This is a genomic window from Streptomyces sp. CC208A (assembly GCF_030010625.1).
Lineage (GTDB): Bacteria > Actinomycetota > Actinomycetes > Streptomycetales > Streptomycetaceae > Streptomyces.
The window spans coordinates 26,517-42,059 of record NZ_JASCXN010000023.1; the positions used below are offsets into that span (position 1 = coordinate 26,517).

The window sequence follows — 15,543 nt, forward strand, 5'->3', positions numbered from 1 at the left end:
GTGAGAGGTCGGACTTGTGCCCGACCTGAGGCGCAGATTTTGCCTCACATCAAGGTCTGTTACTCAATCGACACCCGTCCCGTGCTCTCACGAGTGATCGGGTACGAGTGGCGATGCGGACCGTACACGGTCCCGGGGGTGTCGTCGTGGGGCGCCGCCCTGTGTACTTTCCGCCGCTCGACGCCCGGGAAACCCGGACTTTTCCGGGGTTTCCCCCGGAATTCGCGGTCACGCAGCGCTGCCTTCCGGACACATTCGTTTGTGATCGATCACACATGACCGTCTCAGAACACAGGTCTCGGAATTCCGCTCAAAGCGAACAGAACGGGCTCCGTTCCCGCCAGTCTGTCAGATCGGGAGAGTGACACGCATCACCAGTCCGCCGCCCTCGCGGGGCTCCGCGCTGATGCGTCCGCCGTGCGCTCTGGCCACCGAGCGCACGATCGACAGGCCGAGGCCGACCCCCTTGTCGCTGCCGGTCCGCTCCTGGCGGAGGCGGCGGAACGGCTCGAAGAGGTTGTCGATCTCGTACGCGGGGACCACGGGGCCCGTGTTGGTGACCACGAGCACCGCCTGGCCGTGCTGGGCCTCGGTGGTGACCTCGACCCAGCCGCCCTCCGGGACGTTGTACCGCACGGCGTTCTGGAGCAGGTTCAGGGCGATCCGCTCCAGCAGGACGCCGTTGCCCTGGACGACGGCGGAGGCCCGCTCGCCGCGGATCTCCACGCCCCTGGTCTCGGCCTCGCCGTGCACCTGGTCGACCGCCCGCTCGGCGACCTCGGCCAGGTCGACGGGTTTGCGCTCCACGATCTGGTTGTCGCTGCGGGCGAGCAGCAGCAGGCCCTCGACCAGCTGTTCGCTGCGCTCGTTGGTGGCCAGCAGGGTCTTGCCGAGCTGCTGGAGCTCGACCGGGGCCCCGGGGTCGGAGAGGTGGACCTCCAGGAGCGTGCGGTTGATCGCCAGCGGGGTGCGCAGCTCGTGCGAGGCGTTGGCGACGAAGCGCTGCTGGGCGGTGAAGGCCCGCTCCAGGCGCTCCAGCATCTCGTCGAAGGTGTCGGCGAGCTCCTTCAGCTCGTCGTCCGGGCCGTCCAGCTCGATCCGCCGGGCCAGGTCGGAGCCGGCCACCTGGCGGGCGGTCCGGGTGATCCGGCCGAGCGGCGAGAGCACCCGGCCGGCCATGGCGTAGCCGAAGGCGAAGGCGATGATGCTCAGGCCGAGCAGGGCGAAGAGCGAGCGGCGCAGCAGGTCCTCCAGGGCCTTGTCCTGCTGCTGCTTGAGGCAGCGGGAGACGGCCTCGTTGAGCTGCTCGCCGGTGCCCTGGACGGGCAGATCGCACCACGAGGTGGTGGGCTGCACGTCGCCCCGGATGACCCGGAAAGGCAGCTGGCTGACGCTCTCGGTGAGGGCCTGGGCCGTGAAGAGGTAGATGATCGACAGCAGCACGATGCCGGCGATCAGGAACATGCCGCCGTACAGCAGCGTGAGCCGTATCCGGATGGTCGGCCGCAGCAGCGGCCTGACCGGGTCCCGCGGGTCCCAGGTGGGCTTCGGTGGCGCCTGCGGGTGCGGCGTCGGGGTCGCGGCCACGGGCTCAGATCCGGTAGCCGGAGCCGGGGACGGTGACGATGACGGGCGGTTCGCCCAGCTTGCGGCGCAGGGTCATGACGGTGACCCGGACGACGTTGGTGAACGGGTCGGTGTTCTCGTCCCAGGCCTTCTCCAGGAGCTGCTCCGCGGAGACGACGGCGCCCTCGGAGCGCATCAGGACCTCCAGGACGGCGAACTCCTTGGGGGCGAGCTGGACCTCCCGGCCGTCCCGGAAGACCTCGCGGCGGTTGGGGTCCAGCTTGATGCCGGCGCGCTCCAGGACGGGCGGCAGAGGCACGGAGGTGCGCCGGCCGAGGGCGCGCACGCGCGCGGTGAGCTCGGTGAAGGCGAAGGGCTTGGGCAGGTAGTCGTCCGCGCCCAGCTCCAGGCCCTCGACCCGGTCGCTGACGTCGCCGGCGGCGGTGAGCATCAGGATGCGGGTGGGCATGCCCAGCTCGACGATCTTGCGGCAGACGTCGTCGCCGTGGACCACGGGCAGGTCGCGGTCGAGGACGACCACGTCGTAGTCGTTGACCCCGACGCGCTCCAGAGCGGCGGCGCCGTCGTACACGACGTCGACGGCCATGGCCTCCCGGCGCAGTCCGGTGGCCACCGCATCGGCGAGCAGCTGCTCGTCCTCGACGACGAGTACGCGCACGTCGTTCTTCCTTCCTTCGACGCTCCGCCCGGGCGTACCGGTGGGCGATTCCGAACACTGACTGTGCGTGTCCATCCTGCCCCGGACGCGCGTAAACCGGCTGTAAGACGGCGGTGCGCGACCGGCCGGGGGCCGGGCGCGCGCGGGGGGCGTGCGGGGCGGCACGAAGAATTCACCTGATGCGCGGGCCAGTTGAGGTTTCCGTGTCCGGAGAGGTGGGGAGGAGCTCTCCACACCCCGCGATCACGCCCTGTCTGTGGCACGCCCACGGCTCTTCCGTCCCCCGGGAGCGACGCAGAACGTGATCCACCCACCCTCGGCACACCCCCGTGCCGCCGGACCCATGAGGAGGGGCGCATGGACGCTTTCACCGCAGGGCTGCTGCACCGCATCAGGACCACGCAGTCGGACCTCACGCGGGCCCGCGAGACCGGCGACGAGTACCTCGCGGAGGTCGAGCAGGCCGAGCTGGAGGACCTGCACCGACTGGCCGCGGAGCACGGCGTGGAGGTCGCGACGGTCTGCGCGCAGAGCGCCTGAGCGAGGGCACTCCTCCGGAGTGCGCGCGGCGGTGCCCCGGAGCCGGTGGGCTCCGGGGCACCGCCGTGTCCGGGGCCGGTCTCAGTCGTGCCAGGCGCCCAGGCGGTCGAGCAGCTCCTGGAGGGGCTCGAAAAGGCCCTCGGGGGCCGCTACGGCCAGTTCGCCGGACTCCGGCTGTCCCGGACGCCCGCCGGTGCGCGCGCCCGCCTCGCGGGCGATCAGGGCCCCCGCCGCGTAGTCCCAGGGGTTGAGGCCGCGCTCGTAGTACGCGTCGAGCCGGCCCGCCGCCACGTCGCAGAGGTCGATGGCGGCCGCGCCGCCGCGCCGGATGTCCCGGACCAGCGGCAGGACCTCCCGTACGACCTCGGCCTGGTGGGCGCGGCGGGCCTGCACGTAGCCGAAGCCGGTGGCGAGGAGGGCCTGCTCGAAGGGGGGCGCGGTGCGGACGGCGAGGCGCCGGTCGCCGAGGTACGCGCCGCCGCCCAGGACGGCCCGGTAGGTCTCGCCGCGCATCGGGGCCTCGACCACGCCGACGACGGTCTCGCCGTCGCGCTCGGCGGCGATGGAGACCGCCCAGGACGGGAGGCCGTAGAGATAGTTCACGGTGCCGTCGAGGGGGTCGATGACCCAGCGGACACCGCTGGTGCCGGGGGTGGAGGCGCCCTCCTCGCCGAGGAGGCCGTCCTGGGGGCGGTGCTCGGCGAGGAAGCCGGTGATCAGCTTCTCGGCGGCGATGTCCATCTCGGTGACGACGTCGATGGCGCTGGACTTGGTGGCGGCGACGGCCAGGTCGTCGGGCCGGCCGTCGCGCAGCAGGGCGCCGGCGCGCCGGGCGGCCTCCAGGGCCAGGTCGAGCAGCTCGGCGTGGAGGGGATCGGGCTCAGCGGTCATGGCGGGGCTCCTCAGGCGTACGGGCTGTCGGCACCGGCGGCCGCGGGGCGCTCGGCGCGGGCCGGGCAGCAGCCGATCGGGCAGAGGTCGTGGGAGGGACCGAGGGTGCCGAGGGCGCACCGCTCCACGCGCGTGCCGCGCTCGGCGGCGGCCCGCTCCAGGAGCAGTTCGCGGACGGCGGCGGCGAAGCGCGGGTCGGCGCCGACGGTGGCGGAGCGGCGGACCGGGAGGCCCAGCTCGGCGGCCTTGGCGGTGGCCTCGGTGTCGAGGTCGTAGAGGACCTCCATGTGGTCGGAGACGAAGCCGATGGGCACCATGACGGCGGCGGGCGCGCCGGCGGCGTGCAGCTCCTCCAGGTGCTCGCAGATGTCCGGTTCCAGCCACGGGATGTGCGGGGCGCCGCTGCGGGACTGGTAGACGAGCTTCCAGGGGTGGTCCACGCCGGTCTCCTCGCGGACGGCCTCGGCGACGACCCGGGCCACGTCGAGGTGCTGGCGCACGTAGGCGCCGCCGGGGCCGTGGTCGCCGAGGGGCCCCGAGGAGTCGGCGGCGGAGTCCGGGATGGAGTGGGTGGTGAAGGCGAGGTGGGCGCCGGCACGGACGGAGTCGTCGAGCTCGGCGAGGGAGGCGAGGACGCCCTCCACCATGGGCTCGACGAAGCCGGGGTGGTTGAAGTAGTGGCGCAGCTTGTCGACCCGGGGCAGCGGCAGGCCCTCGGCCTCCAGGGAGGCGAGCGCGTCCGCCAGGTTCTCGCGGTACTGCCGGCAGCCGGAGTAGGAGGCGTACGCGCTGGTGGTGAGGACGGCGATGTGGCGGCGGCCGTCGTGGACCATCTCGCGGAGGGTGTCGGTGAGGTACGGGGCCCAGTTCCGGTTCCCCCAGTAGACCGGCAGGTGCAGGCCCGCCTCGGCGAAGTCGGTCCGCAGGGCGTCGAGCAGCGCGCGGTTCTGGCCGTTGATCGGGCTGACGCCGCCGAAGAGGAAGTAGTGCTGCCCCACCTCCTTGAGCCGCTCCTTGGGGATGCCGCGGCCGCGCGTCACGTTCTCCAGGAACGGGACGACGTCGTCCGGGCCCTCGGGGCCGCCGAAGGAGAGCAGCAGCAGGGCGTCGTACGGGGCGGGATCGTGCTGATCGGACATGGCACCGATCCTCCCACCCGCCGCTGACGGTCCGGGGCGCGGCCCGTCCGGAAAACAGGGGTGACCACAGGGCTTCGAACCCTTAGGCTTTAGACGTCAATTACACGTGTTGACCCTGAGGAACCGTGGCGAGCGGACGGCGCGCCGCGTCGCAGAGCCGGAGAACCCCTTGTCCAGTCCCTATCGCGCGATCTTCTCCGCGCCCGGCACCGCCTCGTTCTCCGTGGCCGGTTTCCTCGGCCGGATGCCGCTGTCCATGATGGGCATCGGCATCGTGACGATGATCTCCCAGGTCACCGGGCGGTACGGCCTCGCCGGCGCCCTCTCGGCGACCCTGGCGATGTCCGCCGCCCTGCTCGGCCCCCAGGTCTCCCGCCTCGTCGACCGGTACGGGCAGCGCCGGGTGCTCCGCCCGGTCACCCTGATCTCGCTGGCCGCCGCCGCGGGACTGCTGCTCTGCGTGCAGCAGGGGGCGCCGGACTGGACGTTCTTCGCGTTCACGGCCGTGATCGGTGTGGTGCCGAGCGTCGGGGCCATGACCCGGGCCCGCTGGGCGGGCATCTACCGGGGGGACGCGCGCGCGTTGCACACCGCGTACTCGTGGGAGTCGATCGTCGACGAGGTGTGCTTCATCATCGGCCCGATCGTCTCCATCGGCCTGTCGACCACCTGGTTCCCGGAGGCCGGCCCGCTGCTCGCCGGCGTCTTCCTCGCGGCCGGCGTCTTCTGGCTGACCGCCCAGCGGGCCACCGAGCCGGACCCGCATCCGCAGCCCGCCGTCAAGGCCGGTTCGGCGCTCCGCTCCCCCGGCCTCCAGGTCCTCGCACTGGCCTTCGTGGCCACCGGCGCGATCTTCGGCTCGGTGGACGTGGTGACCGTGGCCTTCGCCGAGGAGCGGGGCCACAAGGCCGCCGCCAGCCTGGTCCTCGCCGTCTACGCACTGGGCTCCTGCCTGGCCGGCGCGGTCTTCGGACTGCTCCACCTCAAGGGCGAGCCGTCCCGCCGGTGGCTCCTGGGCGTCTGTGCGATGGCCGTGAGTATGATCCCCCTCCTACTGGCCGGGAACCTGCCGTTGCTGGCCGTGGCGCTCTTTGTCGCGGGCCTCTCCATCGCGCCGACGATGGTGACCACGATGGCCCTCGTCGAGAAGCACGTACCGCACACCCAGCTGACCGAGGGCATGACCTGGACCGGTACCGGCCTCGCGATCGGTGTGGCACTGGGCTCCTCGGCCGCCGGCTGGGTGGTCGACGCCTCGGGGGCGGGGTCGGCGTACGTGGTGCCCGTCGTCTCGGGCGCGCTCGCGGTCCTGGTGGGCCTCCTCGGCCACCGTCGGCTGCGCAGGCCGGCGCCGAACCGGGAGGGGCGAGATGAGCACGAGGACAGCGGGGCCGGGGAGCTCCAGGACGACGGGCGGCCCGTGGCGTAACTGGGCGGGGAACGTGACCTCCCGGCCGGTGCGGGAGGTGAGTCCCGCCTCGGCCGAGGAGCTGGCCGCCGAGGTCCGCCGGGCCGCCGGGGACGGGCTGCGGGTGAAGACGGTCGGCACCGGCCACTCCTTCACCTCGATCGCGGCCACCGACGGGGTACTGATCCGCCCGGAGCTGCTCACCGGGATCCGGGGGGTCGACCGCGAGGCGATGACCGTGACGGTGGAGGCGGGCACCCCGCTGAAGCGGCTCAACGTGGTGCTGGCCCGGGAGGGCCTGTCGCTCACCAACATGGGCGACATCATGGAGCAGACCGTCGCCGGCGCCACCTCGACCGGCACCCACGGCACCGGCCGCGACTCCGCCTCCCTCGCGGCCCAGATCCGCGCCCTGGAACTGGTCACCGCCGACGGCCGGATCATGACCTGCTCCAAGGAGGAGCACCCCGAGGTCTTCGCGGCCGCGCGGGTCGGCCTCGGGGCGCTCGGCGTGGTCACCGCGCTCACCTTCGCCGTGGAGCCGCTCTTCCTGCTCACCGCGCGTGAGGAGCCGATGCGCTTCGACCGGGTGCTCGCCGACTTCGACGAGCTGCACGCCGAGAACGAGCACTTCGAGTTCTACTGGTTCCCCCACACGGACAACTGCAACACCAAGCGCAACAACCGCAGCGCCGGCCCCGCCGCCCCGCTCCCCCGCCTCGCCGGCTGGTTCGAGGACGAGTTCCTGTCCAACGGGGTCTTCCAGGCAGCCTGCTCGCTCGGCCGCGCGGTGCCGCCGGCCATCCCGGCGATCGCCCGGGTCTCCAGCCGCGCGCTGTCCGCCCGTACGTACACCGACATCCCGTACAAGGTCTTCACCTCTCCGCGCCGGGTCCGCTTCCTGGAGATGGAGTACGCGCTGCCGCGGGAGGCCGCGACGACGGCGCTGCGCGAGCTGAAGGCGATGGTGGAGGGCTCGCCGCTGAAGGTGAGCTTCCCTGTGGAGGTGCGCACCGCGCCCGCCGACGACATCGCGCTCTCCACGGCCTCCGGCCGGGAGACGGTCTACGTCGCGGTGCACCTCTACAAGGGGACGCCCCACCGCGGTTACTTCACCGCGGTGGAGCGCATCATGACCGCCCACGGGGGCCGGCCGCACTGGGGCAAGGTCCACACCCGGGACGCCGCCCATCTGGCGGAGGCGTACCCGCGCTTCGCCGAGTTCACGGCCCTGCGCGACCGGCTCGACCCGGACCGCCTCTTCGCCAACGACTACCTGCGCCGCGTGCTGGGCGACTGAGGGGCGGACTGACGGCGGGTCACCCGGCCGGGGCCGTGGGGGTGTCCGGGAGGGCCGGGCCGGTGCCGGGGGCCTCGGTGGGCCCGGCCGGGGTCTCGGTCACGGGCGCGGTCGGGTCGGTCGTCGGGTCCGTCGTCGGCTCGTCGGGCTCCTGGCTCGGGGTCGTACCGCCGTCGGCGGAGCCGGTCGGGTCCGGTGTCGGCGCGGTCGTGGCATCGCCGCCCGGCGTCCCGCTCCCGGCGTCCGGGGTGGTGCCGGTGGACGGGGTGCCCGCGTCCGTGCCGGCGCCCCGGCCGGTGTCCTGTCCGTCGCCCCGGTCGGCGGAGCCGGTCGGGGCGGGGGCCTGCGGCTCCTCCCGCTTCCGCTCCTGATCACCGCTCTGACGCTCGGGGGCGTCCTGCTGTCCGCCGCCGCGGACCACGGAGCCGAAGGTGGTGGTGCCCTTGGTACCGCTGAAGTCCTCGCCGGAGACCAGCTCGTAGGCGGTGATGCCGCCCATGGTGACGCCGAAGACGAGCGCGGCGGCCAGCACCGGGCGCTTCCAGCCGCGCAGCCGGGTGCCGTGGGTGGTGGCCGCGCCGAACTCCCCGTCGTACGGGAAGGGCGCCTCGGCCCCGGGGAGCGCGCCGGGCGTCGGCGTGGGGCGGTCGTCCGCCGGTGGCGGGACCGGGACCTGACGCGCCTTCGGCTTGGCGGCGGCGGTCACGTCCCGCACCTGCTCGCCGGTGCGCTTGAAGAGCTGCTGGAAGAGCGGGCCGCCGCAGGTGGCGACGACGCTGATCACACCGGCGCCGAGGATCGTCCCGTAGACGCCCAGGGTGGAGGCGAGTTTGGCGGCGATGACGGCGGCGAGGGCACTGCCGGCGACCTGAGGCACGCTCAGGTCGATCTTCCGTCCCTCCCCGCTCCCCGGCTCCGGGCCGCCCCCTGCGGAATCCGGAGCGGGTTCCGAAGTCCGTATCTCCGGTTCGTCCGTGCCGGTCGGCTGCCTGTGACGCATCTCCACCCTCTGTCCGGTCCCTGGCCGATCTCTGCCTGATCATCTGTTCCCCCGTGCACCCAGAAGGGACAAATAGGCGAAGCGAATAGTTCCGGTTCAGGGGGTTCTGTGAAGAGTGCCACGCGGAAGGAATGAGGGCGGGGGCCCAACTCCCGCGCACCCCGAGAAGTTGGGCGGCGTGCCGGTCCACCCGAGTGGCCCGAATGGAGTACATTGACGAACCCTGGGCCCGGACGCCCCCCAGGGCGCCCGGAAACGGAACAGCTACTCAGTGTGACGCCCGGTTACGCGGGGTAGTGAACAGGTAACCGTGCCATAACGGCGGGCCAGGGTCCACGCCCGACACGCCGGGCAACTCGGCAAGGTAGTGGCAGGCTGCACCCGGGCAGGCCACACTCGACTAGCGGAAGCAGCGACGCACGTGACGTCGGCAGGCACCACCCGGGAGGTCCCCATGCCCGAACTGCGTGTCGTGGCCGTCTCCAACGACGGCACACGACTGGTGCTCAAGGCTGCCGACAGCACGGAGTACACACTTCCGATCGACGAGCGGCTGCGGGCCGCCGTGCGCAACGACCGCGCGCGCCTCGGGCAGATCGAGATCGAGGTCGAGAGCCACCTCCGCCCCCGTGACATCCAGGCGCGGATACGAGCCGGTGCCTCCGCGGAGGAGGTCGCCCAGCTCGCCGGCATCCCCGTCGACCGCGTCCGCCGCTTCGAGGGACCCGTGCTCGCCGAGCGCGCCTTCATGGCCGAGCGCGCCCGCAAGACCCCGGTGCGCCGCCCCGGCGAGAACAGCGGACCTCAGCTCGGCGAGGCGGTGCAGGAGCGGCTGCTGCTGCGCGGCGCCGAGAAGGACACCGTGCAGTGGGACTCCTGGCGGCGTGACGACGGCACCTGGGAGGTGCTGCTCGTCTACCGGGTCGCCGGCGAGGTGCACACCGCCAGCTGGACCTACGACCCGCCGCGCCGGCTCGTCCAGGCCGTGGACGACGAGGCGCGGGCGCTGATCGGCGAGACCGACGACACCCTCGCCGCGCCGGAGCCCAGCACCCCCTTCGTACCGAGGATCGCCCGGCTGCCCCGGGACCGGCCGCTGGACCGCGCCCTGGACCGGCAGATCGACCGGGCCCCGCTGACGGCCTCGGCGACGGAGCCGGAGGAGGAGCGGGACTCGCTCACCAGCCTTCTGGAGGCGGTGCCGAGCTTCCGCGGCGACCTGGTGGTCCCCGAGCAGCCCACCAGCGAACCGTCCGACGAGGTCGAGGCGGAGGAGCCCCCGGCCCCCGCCGCCTCCGCCGGGGCGGGCGCGGCCTACGCCGACGTCCTCATGCCCCGCTCCGTCTCCGGCCACCGCGACCGGCTGCACGGCGCCACGGACCGGCAGGCGGAGGCCGACGGCGTCCGCCCCGGCCGCCGCGCGGCCGTCCCCAGCTGGGACGAGATCGTCTTCGGGACCCGCAGGAAGAAACAGGACTGACGTCGTACGCGGGCGGCCCGGGCAGAAGCAGGACCGCCGCGTACGCGGGTGAGCCGGTCCGCACCGATCCGTTCGGTACGGGCCGGATCTGCTCGCTCCTACTGCGGCTCCGGGCCCGTGGCCACCGGGCGGGACGGGTCCGAGGACCACTCCGACCAGGAGCCGGCGTAGAGGGCCGCCGGGATGCCGGCGAGCTCCAGGGCCAGCACCTCGTGGGCGCCGGAGACACCCGAGCCGCAGTAGACGCCGACCTCGGCCGCCTCCGTCGCGCCCAGCCCTGCGAACCGGTCCCGGAGCGCGTCGGCGGCGAGGAAGAGGCCGTCCTCGGTCACGTTCTCCGTCGTCGGGGCCGAGTGGGCGCCCGGGATGTGGCCGCCGACCCGGTCGATGGGCTCCACGTCGCCCCGGTAGCGCTCGGCGGCCCGCGCGTCGAGCAGCAGCCCCGAACGGGCCAGCGCCGCCGCCTCGTCCGCGTCGAGCAGCCGCAGCCCTCCCGGCTTCGGCGTGAAATCGCCGGTCTCCGGCTCCGGCGCCTCCGTCGACAGCTCCCCCGGCCAGGCCGCGAGGCCCCCGTCGAGCACCCGTACGTCCGGGTGCCCCGTCCAGCGCAGCAGCCACCAGGCCCGGGCGGCGCCCCAGCCGAGCCCGCCGTCGTAGACCACCACGGGGCGGTCGGCGCGTACCCCCGCCCGGCGCATCGCCGCGCCGAAGGCCTCGGGGTCGGGCAGCGGGTGCCGGCCGCCCTTCCCGGGCGGCCCGGCCAGTTCGGTGTCGAGGTCCACGTAGACGGCGCCGGGCAGGTGCCCGGCCTCGTACGCGGGACGTCCGGGCGGGCCCCCGAGGGTCCAGCGCACGTCCAGGAGGACCGGCGGACGGTCCCCCGCCGACTCGCTCGCGAGTTCGCTTGCGGAGATGATGGGCTTCATGGGGCCATCCTCGCGCAGCCATGCCCGCGGCGGGGACGGACCCGGCGTCCTCCCGAAGGATCGCGCCAGGCAGGGTGCGACCGGGGCGCGCCGTGCGCGGTCCGGCGGAAACCGCCGGGGGCGCGGTACGGACACGACCAGGTCCGAGGAGAGAGTGACGACGATGACCGAGGCGGCTCCACGCAGCCCGGGGACACCCTGTTGGGTGAGTCTGATGGTGCACGGGATCGACGCGACGCTGGAGTTCTACCGGACGCTCTTCGGCTGGGAGTTCGTCCCCGGGCCGCAGCAGCTCGGCCCGTACGTACGCGCCCTGCTGGGCGGCCGGGAGGTGGCCGGCATCGGGCAGCTGCCCCCGGACCGGCACCTGAACATCGCCTGGACCACCTACCTGGCCACGCGGGACGCCGACGAGACCGCCGAGGCCATCCGCTCCTGCGGCGGGACGGTGGCGGTGGGGCCGCTGGACGCCGGCGAGGCGGGACGCCTTGTCATCTGCGCCGACCCCACCGGTGCCGTCTTCGGCGTCTGGCAGGCGGAGGCCCACCACGGCACCGCGCTCGCCGGGCCGGCCGGGACCCCGGTGTGGAACGAGCTGCTCACGTACGAGACGGCCACGGTCGGCAAGTTCTACCGGACGGTCTTCGGCTTCGAGGTCGAACCGGTGGTCTCGACCGAGTTCGACTACGCCACCCTGCACGTGGACGGGCGCCCGGTCGCCTCGCTGCACGGCGTGGGCGACGCGCTGCCCCGGGACCGGGGCCCGCACTGGATGACGTACTTCGAGGTCGACGACGCGGACGAGGCGGCCCGGCTGGTGAAGAAGCTGGGCGGCAAGGTGCTGCGGCCGCCCCGGGACGGCACGGCGGGGCGGCTCGTCCTGGTCGCGGACCCGGAGGGCGCGGTGTTCACCCTCGTGAGGTCACACGACCGTTGACGCGACGGCCCGGACACGACCCCGGGCCTCAGCGGTGCACCGGTGCGGCCTCGCACCTCAGCGGCGGCCGCGGACCAGACCCCGGCGGGGGCGCGGGGGCTCGACCGGGGCAGGGGCACTGACCGGCGCCGGGGCGGGGGCAGGGGTGCCGCACAGCAGGCCCAGCTGGGTGAGCCGGACGGTGCCGAAGTGGTGGGCGACCCCCGGATCGTCGTAGTGGGCCGCCAGGTACGCCTCGGTCTCGGCCCGCATGCCGGGGTGGGCCTTGTGCCGCATGCAGTAGCTCACCGCCCGGACGAGCGGGGAGAGGGAGTCGGGGGCCGGGCCGGGCACGGCGGGCTCCTCGCCGTCCTCCAGGTCGGGGACGAGGTGGTCGACCACGGTGAGCGGGATCCGGTTGCTGTTCTCGAAGGGGGTCAGCCGCTCCAGGAGCTCGGCGGTGCCGACCCGGGCGACGGGCACCCCGTAGTAGACGGCGGCGGTGAGCATCGCGGTGGAGAAGCAGCCGACGACGAGCCGCAGATCGCAGCGCTCGTAGAAGGTCTCGGCGAGCAGCGGCACGTCGAGGACGGTGAGCCGGACCCCGGCCTCCTCGGCCGCCTCCCGGAGGGCGGTCGAGTAGCCGGCGGGTGCGGTGGGGTGCGGCTTGAAGACGATCGAGGTGTGCCCGAGGGCGGCGGCGCCGTGGAGCATCCGCACGTGCAGTTCCTCCTCCTCCTCGGCGGTGAGGAGGCCGAGCGCGGCGAGGTACTGGCCGAGGAGGAGCGCGGTGGGTTCGGCGGCCACGGCGGCGGCGACCGCCGGGTCGTCACCGGCGTCGGCGGCGATCTCGGCGAGGACGGCGCGGAAGGCGGCGTCGGGCACGAGCTCGGACGGGGTCCCGTACTCGGTGAGGAGCATCGGGGTCAGGCCCGGCACCAGGTCGAGGTGGAGGAGGCGGCGGATGCGGCAGGCGAGGGACTGGGCGATGTCCGTACGGGTCGGCCCGTAGCTCATCAGGCCGTCGGCGTACACCTCGACGGAGCTCTCCGAGAAGCAGGCGCCGAGCGCCTTCGCCGGGTTGACCTGGATGGACTCCACGATCAGCTCGACGCGGGCGGTGCCGAGGTCCCAGGCGGTGCGCAGCACCCGCTGCCAGAGCGGGGTCTCCTCGGGGCGGGGGGCCCAGGCGGCCGGGTGGTACGGGTGGATCGTCTCGTTCCAGTCGAGGACGCCGTCGAAGCGGGCCGCGATCCGGGCGTAGCCGGTCATGGTCTCCAGGCGGAGCGCGGTCTCCGGGATCTCGGCGTTGTGCGAGAGCAGCAGGAGGCGGCGGGCCTCGTCGGGGGCCCCGTACAGGCCGGCGTCGATCGCGGCGGCCACGGTCGCGGCCCCGTACAGGGTGGACACCTGGAAGATCTGGACCGGGCGCTCGCCGGTGGGCGTGTCGGTGGTCATGGTCAGTGGGTCCTTCCGGTCTCGCGCAGCTTCCGCAGGAGGGTGGCGCGCGGGGTGTCCATGGTGGCGAGGGTCTCTTCGAGGACGTCCTGCGGCATGCGGTGCAGGGCCTCGGCGACGTCGAGGCGCAGCCGCTGGGCGACCTCGGGCTCGTACTTGCCCGCCTTGTTCACATGGAAGGCGATCATGGCGCAGTAGGTGCGGACGGCCTTGGGGAGGAAGCGGTCGGCGTCGCGGTCCCGGGCGACCTCCTCCAGGAGGAGGTCGTAGGAGGGGATGAAGTCCAGCTGGCGGTTGTCGCTGATCTGGGTCAGCGAGGTGGTGACGCCGCGCCGGTAGAAGACGCCGTGCAGGGAGAGGGCGGCGAAGGTGGTGGCCTTGAGGTGGAGGCGCCAGACCCAGAGCCGGTCCTCGGCGGTGCGCAGCTTGGTCTCGAAGCGGGACTCGCCGTTCTCGAAGAGCCGTCCGCTGTAGACGCCGAAGGGGACGAAGGGGTAGTCGACCATCGTCACCATGCTGGCGGGGGCGATGCCGTCCCTGGGGTCCATGACGGCGTCGCGGACCTTGGCGGGGGCGTACTTGACGTGCCGTTTGCGGCCCTCGGCGAGGACGTGGTCGGTGCGGGCGAAGTCGACGCCGAGGCGCTCGATGCCGTCGACGGCGGCGCGGAGGTGGCCGGGGGCGTACCAGTCGTCGCCGTCGAGGAAGGTGAGGTAGTCGCCGGTGGCGGCGTCGATGCCGGTGTTGCGGGCCTGGGCGACGCCGAGGTTGGTCTCGTGGCGGATGACCCGGGCGTTCGGGATGCGGTCCTTCCAGCGGTCGAGGACGTCCGGCGTGTCGTCGGTGGAGCAGTCGTCGATCAGCAGGAACTCGAAGTCCGGGTCCGCGTTGTGGGCGAGGCTGCGCACGGTGTCGGGGGCGTACGGCCCGACGTTGTGGAAGGGGACGACGACGGAGAGTTTGGGCACGCGGAGAATCCCCACACTGGATCGGGAGGCGGACACGGATGGATCGGGGCGGCGCACGGCGGGCCGTACGGGACGGCGTACGAGGCGCCGCGCGCAGGGGAATCGGAGGTGGACTCCGGCTGTCGGACGCCGGTACGGCGGGCAGCGTAATCGGCGTCCCGGCCGCTCGAACGAGCCCTGGATGGACGGCCGGTGAACTCTTGTCGTCCCGCGCCGGAACCGCTCGCCACCTGGTGTGGGGCGGTGGTCGCGGGGGCGGCGGGTGGCACAGGTTCTCCAGGGAGCGCGCGGCTCGTCGGTCACCCGCGGCGAACGCCTGGCGGGACGCCCTCATTACTCCTGGTTCGGGCGACCCGGAGAGGATCACCGGACGATCTTCCGGCGGCCCGGAGGTGAACACCCGGTGGCGCGACCGCCGTCCAGGTGACCCCGGGGCTCACGAGCGCCCTCCGGGGCTCCGCGTCAGGCCCAGGGGTGCTGGGCAGCACGTCCGGGCTCTGTGTCAGGCCGGGGTGACAGGCAGCACGCCCGGGGCTCCGCGTCAGGCCGGCGTGACGGGCAGCACGCCCGGGGCTCCGCGTCAGGCCGGCGTGACGGGCAGCACGTCCGGGGAGAGGGCCGCCGCGCGGGCGCTCGCGCTGGTCATCCGCCGGCGGTGGTGGCGGCGGCACAGCACCTCGTACCCGACGATCTCGGCGGCGGTGTTCACATCGCCGACGACGACCTGCTCGCCCTCGACGACCATGTGGCCGCCGACGGTACGGGCGTTGTGGGTGGCGCGTGCGCCGCACCAGCACAGAGCCTCCACCTGGAGCTGTTCGAGCCGGTCGGCGAGTTCTATGAGCCGCTGCGACCCGGGGAAGAGCTTGGTCCGGAAATCGGTCGTGATGCCGAAGGCGTAGACGTCCAGCCCGAGGTCGTCGACGATCCTCGCGAGCTGGTCGATCTGGGCCGGGGCGAGGAACTGCGCCTCGTCGACGATCACGTAGTCGGCCTTGCCGCCCTGGGAGAGCTGGTCCACGAGGTACGCGTAGAGGTCCATGCCCTCCAGCGCCTCGACGGCCTCGGTCACCAGGCCGAGCCGCGAGGACAGCTTGCCGGCGCCCGCCCGGTCGTCCCGGGTGAATATCACGCCCTGGAGTCCGCGCGCGTCGCGGTTGTGCGCGATCTGGAGCGCCAGGGTGCTCTTTCCGCAGTCCATCGTTCCGGAGAAGAACACCAGCTCGGGCATGACGGGTCGAGACCTTTCGGGTCGGGAGGCGGAAGAGGGCG

At 73.3% G+C, this 15,543-nt stretch carries 14 protein-coding genes; 5 read left to right on the forward strand and 9 right to left on the reverse strand.

What is annotated here, in order from left to right:
• Positions 1 to 348 precede the first annotated feature (348 nt).
• A complete protein-coding gene (locus tag QK442_RS23390) occupies positions 349 to 1,587 on the reverse strand; it encodes an ATP-binding protein (protein WP_282696000.1) in 1,239 nt (412 codons plus the stop codon).
• A gap of 4 nt (positions 1,588 to 1,591) precedes the next feature.
• A complete protein-coding gene (locus QK442_RS23395) occupies positions 1,592 to 2,245 on the reverse strand; it encodes a response regulator transcription factor (protein WP_282696001.1) in 654 nt (217 codons plus the stop codon).
• A 357-nt stretch (positions 2,246 to 2,602) separates the two neighbouring features.
• On the opposite strand from QK442_RS23395, the gene QK442_RS23400 reads away from it, so the two are divergent.
• Positions 2,603 to 2,785 (forward strand): hypothetical protein, encoded by a 183-nt coding sequence (locus QK442_RS23400; protein ID WP_043230249.1) that lies wholly within the window; start codon positions 2,603 to 2,605, stop codon positions 2,783 to 2,785.
• An 81-nt stretch (positions 2,786 to 2,866) separates the two neighbouring features.
• Here the strand turns inward: QK442_RS23400 and QK442_RS23405 are convergent, their stop codons facing one another.
• Positions 2,867 to 3,676: an inositol monophosphatase family protein gene (locus QK442_RS23405; RefSeq protein ID WP_282696002.1), complete on the reverse strand. Its 810-nt coding sequence runs from the start codon at positions 3,674 to 3,676 to the stop codon at positions 2,867 to 2,869.
• A gap of 11 nt (positions 3,677 to 3,687) precedes the next feature.
• Entirely contained in the window at positions 3,688 to 4,815 is a 1,128-nt protein-coding gene (locus QK442_RS23410; RefSeq protein ID WP_282696003.1) for a ferrochelatase, read from the reverse strand.
• Between the two features lie 169 nt (positions 4,816 to 4,984).
• On the opposite strand from QK442_RS23410, the gene QK442_RS23415 reads away from it, so the two are divergent.
• On the forward strand, positions 4,985 to 6,244 hold the full coding sequence (locus QK442_RS23415; RefSeq protein ID WP_282696004.1) for an MFS transporter: 1,260 nt from the start codon (positions 4,985 to 4,987) through the stop codon (positions 6,242 to 6,244).
• On the forward strand, positions 6,186 to 7,523 hold the full coding sequence (locus tag QK442_RS23420) for a D-arabinono-1,4-lactone oxidase (protein WP_282696005.1): 1,338 nt from the start codon (positions 6,186 to 6,188) through the stop codon (positions 7,521 to 7,523). The genes QK442_RS23415 and QK442_RS23420 overlap by 59 nt, the downstream gene beginning before the upstream one ends.
• 19 nt (positions 7,524 to 7,542) lie before the next feature.
• Here the strand turns inward: QK442_RS23420 and QK442_RS23425 are convergent, their stop codons facing one another.
• Complete coding sequence (locus QK442_RS23425) at positions 7,543 to 8,400, reverse strand: hypothetical protein (RefSeq protein ID WP_282696006.1); 858 nt, start codon at positions 8,398 to 8,400, stop codon at positions 7,543 to 7,545.
• A 544-nt stretch (positions 8,401 to 8,944) separates the two neighbouring features.
• Here QK442_RS23425 and sepH point away from each other — a divergent pair.
• Positions 8,945 to 10,003 (forward strand): septation protein SepH, encoded by a 1,059-nt coding sequence (gene sepH, locus QK442_RS23430; RefSeq protein WP_282696007.1) that lies wholly within the window; start codon positions 8,945 to 8,947, stop codon positions 10,001 to 10,003.
• Between the two features lie 98 nt (positions 10,004 to 10,101).
• On the opposite strand, the gene QK442_RS23435 is transcribed toward sepH, so the two are convergent.
• Entirely contained in the window at positions 10,102 to 10,929 is an 828-nt protein-coding gene (locus QK442_RS23435) for a sulfurtransferase (protein ID WP_282696008.1), read from the reverse strand.
• 163 nt (positions 10,930 to 11,092) lie between these two features.
• Here QK442_RS23435 and QK442_RS23440 point away from each other — a divergent pair, with 163 nt between their 5' ends.
• Positions 11,093 to 11,866 carry a VOC family protein gene (locus QK442_RS23440; RefSeq protein WP_282696074.1) on the forward strand — a complete coding sequence of 258 codons (774 nt, stop codon included), beginning with the start codon at positions 11,093 to 11,095 and terminating at the stop codon, positions 11,864 to 11,866.
• 57 nt (positions 11,867 to 11,923) lie between these two features.
• On the opposite strand, the gene QK442_RS23445 is transcribed toward QK442_RS23440, so the two are convergent.
• From QK442_RS23445 to QK442_RS23455, 3 genes are all read right to left on the reverse strand, one after another.
• The gene (locus QK442_RS23445; protein WP_282696009.1) at positions 11,924 to 13,303 is read right to left on the reverse strand and encodes a polysialyltransferase family glycosyltransferase; all 1,380 of its coding nucleotides are present in this window, start codon (positions 13,301 to 13,303) and stop codon (positions 11,924 to 11,926) included.
• 2 nt (positions 13,304 to 13,305) lie between these two features.
• Positions 13,306 to 14,271, reverse strand: coding sequence for a glycosyltransferase family 2 protein (locus tag QK442_RS23450; RefSeq protein WP_282696010.1), 966 nt, complete (start codon positions 14,269 to 14,271; stop codon positions 13,306 to 13,308).
• A 580-nt stretch (positions 14,272 to 14,851) separates the two neighbouring features.
• The gene (locus QK442_RS23455) at positions 14,852 to 15,502 is read right to left on the reverse strand and encodes a thymidine kinase (protein WP_282696011.1); all 651 of its coding nucleotides are present in this window, start codon (positions 15,500 to 15,502) and stop codon (positions 14,852 to 14,854) included.
• Positions 15,503 to 15,543: the final 41 nt, after the last annotated feature.

Excerpts from the sequence above, each read along its gene's own strand:
- QK442_RS23410 (WP_282696003.1), bottom strand. The coding sequence starts at position 4,815 with ATGTCCGATCAGCACGATCCCGCCCCGTACGACGCCCTGCTGCTGCTC.
- QK442_RS23440 (WP_282696074.1), top strand. The coding sequence starts at position 11,093 with ATGACCGAGGCGGCTCCACGCAGCCCGGGGACACCCTGTTGGGTGAGT.
- QK442_RS23435 (WP_282696008.1), bottom strand. The coding sequence starts at position 10,929 with ATGAAGCCCATCATCTCCGCAAGCGAACTCGCGAGCGAGTCGGCGGGG.
- QK442_RS23455 (WP_282696011.1), bottom strand. The coding sequence starts at position 15,502 with ATGCCCGAGCTGGTGTTCTTCTCCGGAACGATGGACTGCGGAAAGAGC.
- QK442_RS23420 (WP_282696005.1), top strand. The coding sequence starts at position 6,186 with ATGAGCACGAGGACAGCGGGGCCGGGGAGCTCCAGGACGACGGGCGGC.
- QK442_RS23400 (WP_043230249.1), top strand. The coding sequence starts at position 2,603 with ATGGACGCTTTCACCGCAGGGCTGCTGCACCGCATCAGGACCACGCAG.
- QK442_RS23445 (WP_282696009.1), bottom strand. The coding sequence starts at position 13,303 with ATGACCACCGACACGCCCACCGGCGAGCGCCCGGTCCAGATCTTCCAG.
- QK442_RS23405 (WP_282696002.1), bottom strand. The coding sequence starts at position 3,676 with ATGACCGCTGAGCCCGATCCCCTCCACGCCGAGCTGCTCGACCTGGCC.